This is a genomic window from Adlercreutzia sp. CNCM I-6216, from assembly GCF_977113345.1.
Window position 1 is genome coordinate 1 of sequence record NZ_CDSBIE010000017.1, and the last position, 13,349, is coordinate 13,349.

At 63.9% G+C, this 13,349-nt stretch carries 9 protein-coding genes and 1 rRNA gene; 9 read left to right on the forward strand and 1 reads right to left on the reverse strand.

All coding sequences use genetic code 11. From position 1 onward, the window contains the following. Positions 1 to 15: 15 nt before the first annotated feature. From rrf to aspS, 4 genes are all read left to right on the forward strand, one after another. Positions 16 to 130: ribosomal RNA gene (gene rrf / locus ACYVRU_RS11160) — 5S ribosomal RNA — on the forward strand. A 273-nt stretch (positions 131 to 403) separates the two neighbouring features. Continuing rightward, entirely contained in the window at positions 404 to 1,006 is a 603-nt protein-coding gene (locus ACYVRU_RS11165; RefSeq protein WP_022738987.1) for a HEAT repeat domain-containing protein, read from the forward strand. Positions 1,007 to 1,024: 18 nt separating this feature from the next. Further along, positions 1,025 to 3,685 carry an aconitate hydratase AcnA gene (gene acnA, locus ACYVRU_RS11170; RefSeq protein ID WP_302683263.1) on the forward strand — a complete coding sequence of 887 codons (2,661 nt, stop codon included), beginning with the start codon at positions 1,025 to 1,027 and terminating at the stop codon, positions 3,683 to 3,685. A 172-nt stretch (positions 3,686 to 3,857) separates the two neighbouring features. Then, positions 3,858 to 5,639 carry an aspartate--tRNA ligase gene (gene aspS, locus ACYVRU_RS11175; protein WP_302683264.1) on the forward strand — a complete coding sequence of 594 codons (1,782 nt, stop codon included), beginning with the start codon at positions 3,858 to 3,860 and terminating at the stop codon, positions 5,637 to 5,639. Between the two features lie 111 nt (positions 5,640 to 5,750). Here aspS and ACYVRU_RS11180 read toward each other — a convergent pair whose 3' ends face one another. Beyond that, entirely contained in the window at positions 5,751 to 6,422 is a 672-nt protein-coding gene (locus tag ACYVRU_RS11180; RefSeq protein WP_114540185.1) for a type II toxin-antitoxin system RelB/DinJ family antitoxin, read from the reverse strand. A 519-nt stretch (positions 6,423 to 6,941) separates the two neighbouring features. Between ACYVRU_RS11180 and ACYVRU_RS11185 the strand changes: the two genes are divergently transcribed. The 5 genes from ACYVRU_RS11185 to ACYVRU_RS11205 are packed head-to-tail and all read left to right on the forward strand — an operon-like array spanning position 6,942 to position 13,343. Further along, entirely contained in the window at positions 6,942 to 7,490 is a 549-nt protein-coding gene (locus ACYVRU_RS11185) for a 4Fe-4S dicluster domain-containing protein (protein ID WP_022739000.1), read from the forward strand. Positions 7,491 to 7,510: 20 nt separating this feature from the next. Continuing rightward, positions 7,511 to 9,685, forward strand: coding sequence for a formate dehydrogenase subunit alpha (gene fdhF, locus ACYVRU_RS11190; RefSeq protein WP_022739002.1), 2,175 nt, complete (start codon positions 7,511 to 7,513; stop codon positions 9,683 to 9,685). A 37-nt stretch (positions 9,686 to 9,722) separates the two neighbouring features. Beyond that, positions 9,723 to 10,316 (forward strand): 4Fe-4S dicluster domain-containing protein, encoded by a 594-nt coding sequence (locus ACYVRU_RS11195; protein ID WP_114540184.1) that lies wholly within the window; start codon positions 9,723 to 9,725, stop codon positions 10,314 to 10,316. After that, positions 10,317 to 12,407, forward strand: coding sequence for a hydrogenase 4 subunit B (gene hyfB / locus ACYVRU_RS11200; protein WP_114540183.1), 2,091 nt, complete (start codon positions 10,317 to 10,319; stop codon positions 12,405 to 12,407). 9 nt (positions 12,408 to 12,416) lie between these two features. After that, complete coding sequence (locus ACYVRU_RS11205; RefSeq protein ID WP_114540182.1) at positions 12,417 to 13,343, forward strand: respiratory chain complex I subunit 1 family protein; 927 nt, start codon at positions 12,417 to 12,419, stop codon at positions 13,341 to 13,343. Positions 13,344 to 13,349: the final 6 nt, after the last annotated feature.

Consider the following 13,349-nt stretch of genomic DNA (forward strand, 5'->3'; position numbering starts at 1 on the left):
GGGAGCGCCTCCCGCGAGCGGAACCATGGAGTGGGGGATCACCCGATCCCATTCCGAACTCGGCAGTTAAGCCCCACCTCGCCGAAAGTACTGCGGCGCCAGGCCGCGGGAGGACAGGTCGTTCCGCTCGCAGGGGGCGCTTTTCTGCGCTCCGGCCGCCCTGACGGGACGGCCGGACCTGCCGATGCCTCGCCGACTTCCTCGGGCGAACCTGTGCGACAAAACTATATTATTATTATTATTATTTGGACGCCCATGCGGGCGTCTTTTTGTTTTTGTGCGCCCTTAACCGTGAAATGGGAACGGCTTCTTTCTTTGAAAATATAAGGACGCGTATAATGTTTTCTGGAAAACTGGCGTCGATGACAGAGCCGAAGGGCTCGTCAGGAAAGGGAGGTTTCCCTTGAGTTCAGAGACCCCTGAAGATAAGAAGCGCGTTGAGGAGGCGCTGAAGGATTCGGCGAAGCTGAAGGAGTTGGTGGAGGCTCTTTCCGATGGGAGCCGCCGCGGCCGCCAGCAGGCAGCGAAGGTCATTGCGGGCGTGGCTGCTGAGAATCCTGAAATACTCGTGCCTTTCGCGTCCGATCTCGTCGACGCATTGGAGCGCCCCGAGGCTCAGACGCGTTGGGAATGTCTTGATGCGCTGACTTACGTCGTGCCCTTCGACTCTCGGCCCTGCGACAAGGCCATCCCCGGCGCCGAGGCGGCCCTGTTCGACGAGGACAGCGGTCCTTTGCGTTTGGCCGCCATGCGCTTTCTGTGCAAGCTGGGTGCGACGACCGAGAAACGCTCGGAAAAAGTATGGCCTCTCATCGACGAGGGCATCCAGTGCTATCACGGCGATTTGGAATTCCAGGATATGCTTCTGGCGGTCATCGACTTCTCCCAGGGGAAGCTGGACGGGTCTGTGAAAAGCGCCCTGGCCGATCGTATGCGCTTCGATGCCGAGAACGGCAAGGGCATGCTCAAGCGCCGTGCCGCTCAGATCATCGAAAATGTAGCTTAGTTCCAAGGAGATTGACACATGAGCTTTGAAGCTTCTTTGAAGGTGGGCGATGGGGCCTACACCTATTACCCGGTGAGCGAGATAGAGGGGGCGGCGCAGCTGCCTTACTCCCTTACCGTGCTTTTGGAGAATGCGCTGCGCTGCGGGCGCACGCCCGAAGAGGCCCAGGCCATGGCCGAGCGCATCGTAACTGCCGGCTTGGCGGGCCAGACGGGCGAGGAAGTGGAGTTCTCGCCGGCGCGCGTGTTGTTCCAGGACTTCACGGGTGTGCCGGTGTTCGTCGATTTCGCCGTCATGCGCGAGGCCTGCGCCGATCTGGGCGGCGATCCGAAGAAAATTAATCCCCAAGTGCCGTGCGATTTGGTCATCGACCATTCGGTCATCGCGGATGTGGCCGGGTGCGACGGCTGCATGGATGAGAACATGAAGCTGGAGTTCAAGCGCAATGGCGAGCGCTACGACTTTTTGAAGTGGGCCCAGGAGTCCTTCGAGAACGTGCGCATCGTGCCGCCGGGACAGGGCATCTGCCACCAGCTGAACATCGAGAAATTCGCCAGCGTGGTCATGGAGTCTCCCGCCGGCCTTACCGGCGCCGATGGCACGCCCGTGGTGTACTTCGATACGCTTGTGGGCACCGACTCCCATACGCCCACGGCCAACGGCATCGGTGTGCTCGGCTGGGGCGTGGGCGGCATCGAAGCGGAGGCGGCCGCGCTGGGCCAACCCATCACGACGCTTGTGCCCCGCGTCATCGGCGTGAAGCTGACGGGCGACTTGTCCGAAGGCGTGTCGGCCATGGACGTGTCGCTGACGTTCGCACAAATGCTGCGCGAGCGCGGTGTGGTGGGCTGCTTTGTGGAATGCTTCGGCCCCGGTGTGGCGGCGCTTTCCGCCACCCAGCGCGCCTGCATCTCGAACATGACCCCGGAGTACGGCTGCACCTGCACGCTGTTCCCGGTGGACGACCGCACCCTGGACTACCTGCGCCTCACGGGCCGCAGCGCCGAGCAGGTGGCTCTGGTTGAAGCCTACGCGAAGGCCCAGGGCTACTGGAATGATCCCGAGGCGGCGCCGCGCACCTATGCCGAGGTGATCGAGCTCGATCTTTCCACGGTTCAGCCTTCTCTGGCGGGCCCCTCGCGCCCCCACGATCGCATTCCGCTCGCCAAGGCCGGCGAGCGCTTCCGCGCCATCTGCGCCGAGCGCGGCCTCGACGATGCGACGGTGCATGTGGAAGTTGACGGCGAGGACTACGAGCTGACCCACGGAGCCATTGCCATCGCCGCCGTGACGAGCTGCACCACGGCTACCGACCAGGCCATGATGCTGGCCACGGGCCTCATGGCGCGCAACGCCGCCGAGCGCGGGCTTGCGCCGGCACCCTGGGTGAAGACCATCTTGGCTCCCGGTAGCCGCGCCACCGAGCTTCTGCTCGAGCGGGCGGGGCTTACTGAGCCCTTGCGCCAGCTGGGCTTCTATACCTGCGGTTTCGGCTGCATGAGCTGCATTGGCAACTCGGGCCCTCTGTCCGAGGCCATGCATGCCGTGGCCGACGACATCGAACTGGCCAGCGTTCTGTCGGGCAACCGCAACTTCGAGGGCCGCATTTCGCCGGACGTGTCGCAGAACTACCTGATGCAGCCGGCCAACGTCATCGCCTACGCCATCGCCGGCACCATGGACATCGATCTGGAGAAGGATCCCCTTGGCACGGACGCTGAGGGCAATCCCGTGTTCTACGCCGACATCGTGCCCGCCGCCGACGAGGTGGCCGCTCTTGTGGACGAGTTCGTGACGGCCGACTTGTACGAGCAGGGCGCCGCAAACATGTTCGAGGGCGACGCCGCGTGGCAGGCCCTGGGGGCCGAGCCGAGCGATACCTTCGCTTGGGACGACGACTCTACCTACGTGCGCCGCCCGCCCTATTTCGACGGCATGACCCGTGAGGTGTCGGGCCAGGACGCCATTGAGGGCGCCCGTGTGCTCGGCAACTTCGGCGACTTCATCACGACCGACCATATCTCGCCGGCCGGCGCCATCGCACCGGACATGCCGGCGGCCGAGTACCTGGAGGCCCATGGCGTGGCTCCGGCCGACTTCAACACCTACGGCAGCCGCCGCGGCAACCACGAGGTGATGATGCGCGGCACCTTCGCTAACGTGAAGCTGCAGAACAAGTTGGCCGATGGACGCAAGGGCGGCTGGACCCGCGACTTCACTACCGGTGAGATAACGCCTCTGTATTATGCTGCCGAGAACTACGCCGCCTCCGACACGCCGGCGGCGGTGCTCGCGGGCAAGATGTACGGAAGTGGCTCGTCCCGAGACTGGGCGGCCAAAGGCCCGATGCTGCTCGGCGTGCGCGTGGCCATCGCGGAGAGCTTCGAGCGCATCCATCGTTCCAACCTCATCGGCATGGGCATCCTGCCGCTGCAGTTCATCGAGGGGCAAAACGCGGAGACGCTGGGCCTCGACGGCTCCGAGACCATCACGGTGGCGCCCATCGACTTCTCGGCGGGGCTGCCGAGCCCGGCTGTCGTGAAGGTGACGGTCGAGAAGCCCGATGGAAGCGCCGTGACCTTCGATGCCACCGTGCGCATCGACACGCCCACGGAGGGCCGCTACTACGAAAATGGCGGCATCCTCCAGTACGTGCTGCGCGATCTGATTGAAGGATAAGAGCCGATCGCGCATTGTCCAGCCCCCGTCGCTGCTTGTGAGCGACGGGGGCTTTTTGCTGCCGTCTGTGCGCTTTTCCGTTGCCGAACGCGCCGAAAGCTAGCTTGCGCGCCTGCAATGCGGTACGATTACGGGCACGTGATTTTTGACCCCTAGGAGCAACGAAACGACTATGGAAGACTTCCGCAACGAATATTGCATGCATACCGCCACCTGCGGGCAGCTGCGTGCGACTGATGTGAACCAAGAGGTGACTTTGTGCGGTTGGGCGTGGCACACCCGCGACCACGGCGGCCTCATCTTCATCGACCTGCGCGACCGTGATGGCTATACTCAGGTGGTGGTCGATCCCGATTGCGTGAGCGAGGAGGACTTCCATGCGGCCGAGCACTTGGGTCGCGAGTACGTGCTGAAGGTGTCCGGGCGCGTGCGCGAGCGTGCACCGGAGGCGATCAACCCGAACATGATCACGGGCGAGATCGAAGTTTTGGCCAATGCGGTAGAGGTGCTGAACACGTCGGTGACGCCGCCCTTCTCCATTGAGGATGGCATCGAGACCGATGAGATCACGCGCATGAAGTGGCGCTATCTGGACATCCGCCGTCCCGAGATGCTCGCCAACCTGAAGCTGCGCCACACGGTGACCCAGGCCATGCGCCGGGCCCTGGACGAGCGCGGTTTCCTGGAGATCGAGACCCCGATTCTGGCGAACTCCACGCCCGAGGGCGCCCGCGACTACATCGTGCCGTCGCGTCCGAACCCGGGCAAGTTCTACGCCCTGCCCCAGAGCCCCCAGCAGTTCAAGCAGATGCTCATGTGCGCCGGCGTGGAACGCTACTACCAGATCGCCCGGTGCTTCCGCGACGAGGACCTGCGCGCCGATCGCCAGCCCGAGTTCACCCAGGTCGACATTGAGATGTCCTTCGTCGAGGGCGACGATGTGTGCGACATGATGGAAGGCGTCATGGCCGAGACCTTGAAGGCCGTGGGCGTGACCGACGTGACCTTCCCGCTGCAGAAGATGCAGTATGCCGACGCCATGCGCGACTACGGCTGCGACCGCCCCGACGTGCGCTTCGGCATGCTTCTGCACGACATCACCGACATCGTGAAGGACACTGGCTTCAAGGTGTTCGCCTCCGTCGCCCAGTCCGGCGGAGTGGTGAAGGCCATCAACGTCAAGGGTGCCGGCGACTGGTCCCGCGGCGAGGTGGAGAAGCTCGCCAGCATCGCCGAGGCCAACGGCGCCAAGGGCATGGCCTGGGTGGCGTTCACCACCGATGGCCAGGAGAAGAGCCCCATCAAGAAGTTCTTCACCGACGAGGAGTGGGCGGCCCTGAAGGCCGAGATGGAAGTAGAGCCCGGCGATCTTTTGCTGTTCGCGGCCGATAAGCCCGAGATCGCCAACGCGGTGCTCTCAGCCCTGCGCCTGCACATGGCCGACGCCATGAACATCCCCCGCGAGGGCCACGCGCTGCTGTGGGTCGTGAACTTCCCCATGTTCCGCTACGACGAGGACGAGAAGAAGTACGCTGCCGAGCACCATCCCTTCACCCATGTGCTGAAGGAGGATCTGGACAAGATCGAGAGCGATCCGCTGGCCTGCGGCAGCTACTCCTACGACTTGGTCATGGACGGCTTCGAGGTGGGCGGCGGCACCATCCGCATCCACAACGCCGAGGAGCAGCGCCGCATCCTGCGCGTCGTGGGGCTGACCGACGAGGAGATCGACGAGAAGTTCGGCCACCTCATCCGCGCGCTGGAGCTGGGCGCCCCGCCGCACGGCGGCATCGCGCTGGGCTTGGATCGCCTCGTGATGCTTCTGGCCCGCAAGGACTCCATCCGCGACGTCATCGCCTTCCCGAAGACGAGCAGCGCGAGCGACCCGATGACGGGCGCTCCGAGTGCCGTCACCGGCCGTCAGCTGAAGGACGTGAACCTGCGCATCCTGTAAGCGCGCAGCGAGCTCTCGCAGATGCGACAACCTGTTTTGCACGGCGCCTGCCCTTTGGGGTGGGCGCCCTTTTTGTGAGCAGTCGATTCTTCTCTGGCGGCGAACAGAGGCCTATCGGGTGATGTTGGAGAGCTGCTTGTTGAAGGTCTCCACCGGATAGCCCGTCAGCACGTTTCTGGCGGCAATGAGGCAAGCGGTGAACGAGAGGCGGTTGCCGGCGTAAAGGCGCGCGGCCAATCTGACGGTCGCGCCGTCTTGGAAGGAGACGTCGTCGGCGAGAAGCTCCATCACGGTGCCGATGAGCGATCGGGGAACGCGGTAGTCCTCCTCGAGCAGCTGGACGGTGAGCGCCGCCGTTTCCGGATAAGCTTGGGCGCATCCGGAGGCGATCAGGCGCCGCGCTTTGGCCGATGGTCGCGGCTCGTCGTCGAGCAGGTAGTGCAAGAGGACGGTTTCATCCACGATGGTTGTGGCGGGGTCGGCGACGGTTGTCGTGCGAAAGCGCGCGTCGCCCGTGTTCTCCCCCTGCTTTTTGAGCCATGCGGCGCGCTCGTCTCCCGTAAGGTGGGGGTTGGCGTAATGGCGCAGCTTGCCGAAAGCCGACGTGCCCCCCTCGCTTTTGCTGAGGTGCGGCGTGAAGGGGAGCCGTCGCTCGATAACCGATTGGGCCACGAAGAGGCGCACGGCCTCGGAGGGGGAGAGGCCAAGGGCCTCGAAGAGGCGGTCGGCTTGTTCTTTGAGATCCTCATCGATGCGAATTTGCATGGTTGCGTGCTTGGCCATGGGAGCCTCCTGGGTAGCGCCGTTGCGGCCTCTTCGGTAGCGAGAAGAGGCTTATTTCGGGGGTTTTGTACCAACTTCATAAAGAAACCCCTGGGAAATGGAATATAGTGTAGTACAAATACACTACAAATAGAAGAAGGCTCATCCAAGCTGTCCCTTATTTCCAATTTGAAAAAAGCCAAAATTCACTCTTGCGAAACACTTTCGAGGGGCGTATAACGGCCGTGACATCTTCGAGAGGCACTAGCTGTCCGACTTAATATCTTTTTCCTTTGCTACGGCTTTACCGCAGGGGACACCTGCGTCCATTTTGAGGGGTGCGCAAAGAGCACTCCCGGCGATTCCGGAGCGCCGGGAAGTCGTTGCGCAGCGTCAGGAGGCGCGCGTCTTTGTTGGGTGAAGCGAGCCGCCGCTCCGTGCTTGGGCCGATCCGACGATAGGGGAGGCAACGGCAGGGCGCGGAATCATGCCAGCGACGGCCTTGCGGCTGTCGCGCGAGAAGAGCGTAGGAGGATCTACATGGGTTCCAAATTCGTCATTGCCGACCCGGGCCTGTGCATTGGTTGCCAGACCTGCATGGCGGGCTGTCTTCTGAAGCACAGTGTGCCGGGTGACGTTCCCAAGCCGCGATTGAATCTCATCACCACCCTTACCATTTCGGCGCCCATCGTGTGCCACCATTGTGCCGACGCGCCCTGTGTGGCATCGTGCCCCGAAGGCGCGCTATACTTCGATGGCGCCCGCGTGGCCGTCAAGCAGGAGCGCTGCATCGGTTGCCGCAGCTGCGTGCTCGCCTGTCCCTATGGAGCCGTGGAGGTCGTCTCCCAGGAGGGCGCGGCCAAGCTCGGCGGCCTTACGGTGGAAAGCGCTCCCAAGGCATCCCTTGTCAAGTGCGATTTGTGCTACGACCGCGAGGGCGGCCCGGCCTGCGTGGAGGCCTGCCCCACCGGAGGTCTTATGGTCGTCGACGAGGAGGAGCTGGCCGACCGCCAGCGTCAGCGCCGTATGAGGGCCGCCGTGGCCTCGGGCGCCTTCTCGAGCGTGCCCTTGAACACCGATCTCAACTAGCCCCAAGGAGGAATTGCACTATGGAAAAGCACATGGCCGTCTGCCCGTACTGCGGTGCCGGTTGCAAGCTCAATCTCATCGTGGACGACGGCATGGTCATCGGCGCCGAGGGCCTCGATGGCGTGACCAACGAGGGCGAGCTGTGCCTGAAGGGCCTGTCGGGCTTCGATTTCATCAACGACACCAAGATTCTCACGCCGCGCATCCTGCATCCGATGATCCGCCGCGAGAAGGGCGGCGAGCTGGAGCGCGTCACCTGGGACGAGGCGCTGGACTTCACGGCCAAAAAGCTCATGGCCATCAAGGAGAAGTACGGCCCCGACGCCATTATGCTCACGGGCTCCTCGCGCGGGCCGGGCAACGAGGCCAACTACGTCATGCAGAAGTTCACCCGCGCCTGCGTGGGCACCAACAACATCGACAACTGCGCCCGCACCTGCCACGGCCCCTCGGTCATCGGCCTTATGGACACCGTGGGCTCCGGCGCCATGTCCGTCTCCATTCCCAACATGGAGAACGCCGACCTCATCATGTTGTTCGGCTACAACCCCTCGGCCTCGCACCCGATCGTCGCCCGCCGTATCGTGAAGGCCAAGGAGAAGGGCGCCAAGATCATCGTCGTCGACCCGCGCTCCATTGAGACGGCGCGCATCGCTGATCTGTACATCCAGATCAAGAACGGCTGCAACCTCGCCTTCATGAATGCGTTCGCCAACGTTATCGTGAGCGAGAACCTGCACGACCGCGCCTTCATCGACGCCCACACCAACGGCTTCGACGAGTGGTGGGAGACCATCAAGAACTACACGCCGGAGTCGGTCGCCGACATCTGCGGCTGCAGCCCCGACGATATTCGCAAGGCCGCCCGCATGTACGCTACGGCCCCCAACTCCATTATCGGCTGGGGCATGGGCGTCACCCAGCAGCGCCAGGGCGTGAAGACGGTGCACACCATCGCCGCCATTGCCTGCGTCACGAACCAGATCGGCCGCGACAACGCCGGCCTGGCTCCGGTGCGCGGCCAGAACAACGTCCAGGGCTCCTGCGACATGGGCATGTGGCCGAGCCTGCTTCCCGGCTATCAGAAGGTGGAGAACCCCGAGGCCCGCGCCAAGTTCGAAAAGGCATGGGGTCTGCCGGAGGGGAAGCTTCCCGCCGAGCCCGGCTTCAAGCTGACCGACCTGCCCCATGGCGTGAAAGAGGGTAAGATCAAGGCCTTCTACAACTTCGGCGAGGATCCGTTGCAGACTGAGCCCGACTCCGCCGATATGAAGGAGACGCTGGAGAACCTCGAGCTGCTCATCAGCCAGGACATCTTCATGACTCAGACGACGGCTTTGGCCGACGTGGTGTTCCCGGGCACGTCCTGGGGCGAGCATGACGGCGTGTTCTCCGCTTCCGACCGCACCTTCCAGCGCTTTACGGCTGCCGTGCCGCCCAAGGGCGAGTGCAAGCACGACTGGCAGATCTTCAGCGAGCTGTCGACCCGCATGGGCTATCCCATGCACTACGAGGACACCCAGGAGATTTGGGACGAGATGCGCTCGCTGTGCCCGAACTTCTACGGCGCCACCTACGAGAAGATGGCCGGCGTGGGCCATGCCCAGTGGCCGATTCCGACGCTGGAATGCCCGGGCACTCCGACGCTTTACAAGAACGGCCAGTTCAACACCGCCGACAAGAAGGCCATTCTCATGGCTCACGATTTCGTGGAGCCCACCGAGATGCCCGACGACGCCTATCCGCTCGTGCTGTGCACGGTGCGCGAGGTGGGGCACTACTCCTGCCGCTCTATGACCGGCAACTGCAAGGTGCTCTCGATGCTGGCCGACGAGCCGGGCTACGTGCACATCAACCCCGCCGATGCCGCCGCCCGCACCGTCAAGGACGAGGATCTGGTCTGGGTGAGCTCGCGCCGCGGCAAGGTGATCACGCGCGCGAAGCTGGACGAGCGCATCAACAAGGGCGCCGTCTACATGACCTACCAATGGTGGATCGGCAAGTGCAACGACCTGACCATGCATGTGACCGACCCGCTGTCCGGTACGCCCGAGGACAAGTACTCCGCCTGCGAGGTGCACTGCATCGACGACCAGGTGTGGGCCGAGCGCCATATGCAGTCGCTCTACAGCGCGATGAAAGATCGCCTGGCTGCGGAGGCGGCACCTCAGAACGTCGCGCCCGCCGCTCAATAGGGCGTCTCGCTACCGCACTCATTCCGAAAGGACTCTGATGAACACTTTCATCGCCATAGAGCCGGATAGGTGCATTGGATGCGGCACGTGCCTTGCCGCCTGCAGCCACGGCCACCGTGTGGCCGGGCTGCAGGCGGAGCCCCGTCTCGCACTGACGTTTACCCCGCAGGTGACGGCCGCCGTCACCTGCCATCAGTGCGAGGGGGCGCCGTGCTTGGCGGTTTGCCCCGTGGATGCGATCAAGCGCACCGAAGAGGCCATCGTCGTGAACGAGCAGACCTGCATAGGCTGCAAGTTGTGCGCGGTGGTGTGCCCCTTCGGCGCCATCCATCCCTCGGGCACGTCCACGGCGGGCGTTGCCGGCATCTCCTATCCCACTCCCACTCAGCCGCGGGGCACATCGCCTCTGCTGGCTTGGAGCATCGGCGTCTACACCTGCGCCGTCAAGTGCGACCTGTGCTCCACCTTGGGCCCCGACGAGGAGCCCCATTGCGTCGAAGCGTGTCCGACCAAGGCGCTCTACGTGCGCGATGCCACGACGCTCGCGGGCGTTCGCAAGGACAAGATGCGCGCCGCCGTGGCGGCCAACCAGATCATGATGGGTCGAACGACGAACTTGAAGGAGGCCTAAATGTTGGAACTGATACTGCTTTCCCTCGGGCTCTCCTGCGCCACCGGCGTACTGTCGCTGGTGGCGTCGAAGGCCCGCGCTGCTTCCAAGACCATCGCTTGCGTCGGCGGCATGGGGGCAGCGGCCTTAAGCTTTGCCGGCGGCATCGGCGCGCTGTTCCAGACGGCTACCTACGCCAGCTGGATCGGGCCTATGCCCTTCACGAACTTCACGCTCTTGCTGAATCCGCTGGCGGGCCTTCTCATCGCGGTCATCGCCGCGCTGGCCTTCGTGGCGTGGCTCTACGGGCTTTCCTACTTCGATGAGTACTACGAGGCGGGCATTGGCGTCATCGGGTTCTTCATGAACCTGTTCATCGCCTCCATGAACCTCGTCATCCTGGCCGACAACGCTTTTTGGTTCCTCGTGTTCTTCGAGCTGATGTCGCTCACGTCCTACGTGCTCGTCATCATCGACCGGACGGAAGCGTCGCTCAAGGGCGGTTTTCTGTACCTCATCATGGCCCACATCGGCTTTCTGATGATCGCGTGCTCGTTCTTCGCCATGGCCTCGGCCACCGGCTCGCTCGAGTTCGAGGCGTTCCGCACCCATGCGTTCGCCCCCGGCATCGCCACGCTGGCCTTCGCGCTGGCCTTCTTCGGTTTCGGGGCGAAGGCGGGCATGGTGCCCTTCCATTCGTGGCTGCCCCAGGCCCATCCGGCGGCGCCCTCCAACGTGAGTGCGCTCATGTCCGGCGGCATGATCAAGATCGGCATCTTCGGTATTTGCAAGGTGTGCTTCGATCTGCTCGGCGCTGCGGGCGGCGAAGTTGGTTGGGGCGTGCTCGTCATCGTCATCGGCGCCGTCTCCTCGGTGCTCGGCGTGGTCTATGCTCTGGGAGAGCACGACCTCAAGAGTCTTCTGGCCTACCACTCCGTCGAGAACATCGGTATCATCCTGCTTGGTGTCGGCGTGGGCATCTACGGCTGGGCCGCAGATCTGCCTTGGCTCGCCGCCATCGGGCTTCTGGCCGGTCTCTATCACTTGGTGAACCATGCCATGTTCAAGGGCCTGCTCTTCCTCGGCGCCGGCAGCGTGCTGCATGCCACGGGCACCCGCAACATGGAGGTGCTCGGCGGCCTGGCGAAGGTGATGCCCATCACGGCGGTGTGCTTCCTCATCGGCTCCCTCGCCATTTCGGCCATCCCGCCGCTCAACGGCTTCGTGTCCGAGTGGTTCACCTACCAGGGACTCATTGGGGCGGCCATGGACGGCGGCATCTTCATGCGCATCGTCTTCGCCTTTGCCGTGGTGGCCCTCGCCATCACCGGCGCTCTGGCGGTCACCTGCTTCGTGAAAGCCTTCGGCGTGACGTTCCTCGCCCGTCCCCGTTCGGAGGCGGCCGAGCATGCCCACGAGGTGCCGGCTCCCATGACCATCGCCATGGTCATCCTCACGGTGGCCTGCATCGCTCTGGGACTCGGCGCGGCCTGGGTGGCGCCCGTTATCAGCTCCATCGCGAGCTCGATGCTCGCGGCGCCGTCTCTGCCGGTGGTCGAGGGCGCGACACTGGTGTCCTTGGACACGGTCTCGGTAGTCTCGCCGCTCATCATGGCCGCTCTTATGGCCGTTGTCATCGCCCTGTGCGCCTTGGTGCGCAATGCCGCCAATCGGAAGGGCGGCATGAAGAGCGACCCGAGCACGTGGGCGTGCGGCTATGAGGCGGATCTGTCCATGGAGACGCTCGCCTCTACGGTGGGCGCGAACGTCAAGACCTTCATGGGGCCGCTCTACGCCCTTCGCTACGGCGTGAACCGCGCCGGCCAGGCGGTTGCCCGCTTGATCGCCCGCGCGCTTGAGTCCGATGCCGAAGAGGCTCCCGCCGCCCCCGTGGCGACCGGCGCTGTGGCCTCGCGCTACGATCGCGACCGGACGGTCGGCATCGCTCCAGCCGAGCGGCACGCTCCGGCGCTTTCCAACTCGGTGCTCTCCATCGTGAGCGATGTGGGCGCCTGGTTCGGCCGCATGGAGAGCGGGGATTTCCGCACCTACATCGTTTACATCGTCGGCGCGCTGGTGTTCTTCCTCGCGCTCATCATCCTGGTACGTTAGGGGGATGCCATGACTATCATTATCGCGATACTTCAGGCCATCCTTCTGGTCGCCATCGCCCCGCTTCTTTCCGGCATCACCCGCAAGATTCGTGCGAAGATGCACTCCCGTACGGGCACGAGCGTGCTGCAGGACTACTACGACCTGGCGAAGCTGTGGCGCCGCTGCGAGGTGAAGGAGGGCGGAAGCAGCATTGTCTCCCGCCTTGCGCCGCCGATATTCTTGGGCTCGTTCATCCTGCTCGCTGCGGGTCTTCCGCTTGTGACTCAGGCGTGCCCGGTGCCTATTCTCGGCGACATCATCACCATTCTGTACCTCATGGCCCTTCCGCGCTTCATGTTCGCCCTGGCCTCCATCGACTCGGCCGGTTCCTACACGGCCATCGGCGGTGTGCGCGAGCTGCTCGTGGGCGTGCTGGTTGAGCCCTCGCTCATACTGGTGCTCTTTGTCATGGCCGTGGCCGCGGGCTCGACCAACGTGGGGCTTATGGCCTCATCGGTGGCCAATCTGACGGCATGCCCCTTCGTGGCCGTCGTCGTGGCCGGCGTGGCCTGCGCCATGGCCTGCTACATCGAGACGGGAAAGCTCCCGTTCGATCTGGCCGAGGCGGAGCAGGAGATTCAGGAAGGCCCTCTGGCCGCCTACTCGGGTCCGTCGCTGGCCATGATGAAGCTGGGCGTCTCGCTCAAGCAGCTCGTGGTGGCGAGCTTGTTCGTGGCGATCTTTCTGCCCTTCGGCGCGGCGGCCACGGCGTCTCCTCTCGATCTGCTCGGCGGCCTGGTGGCCTACGCGTGCAAGGTGCTCGCGGTGTTCCTTGTCGCCTCGGTGATCGAGAACGCGGTCATGCGCGTGCGCTACAAGTATCTCGGCCGTTACACCTGGTTCGTCGTGGGGATTGCCTCGCTGTCCCTCGTGTTCCTCGTCATTGGAATTTAGGTGGTG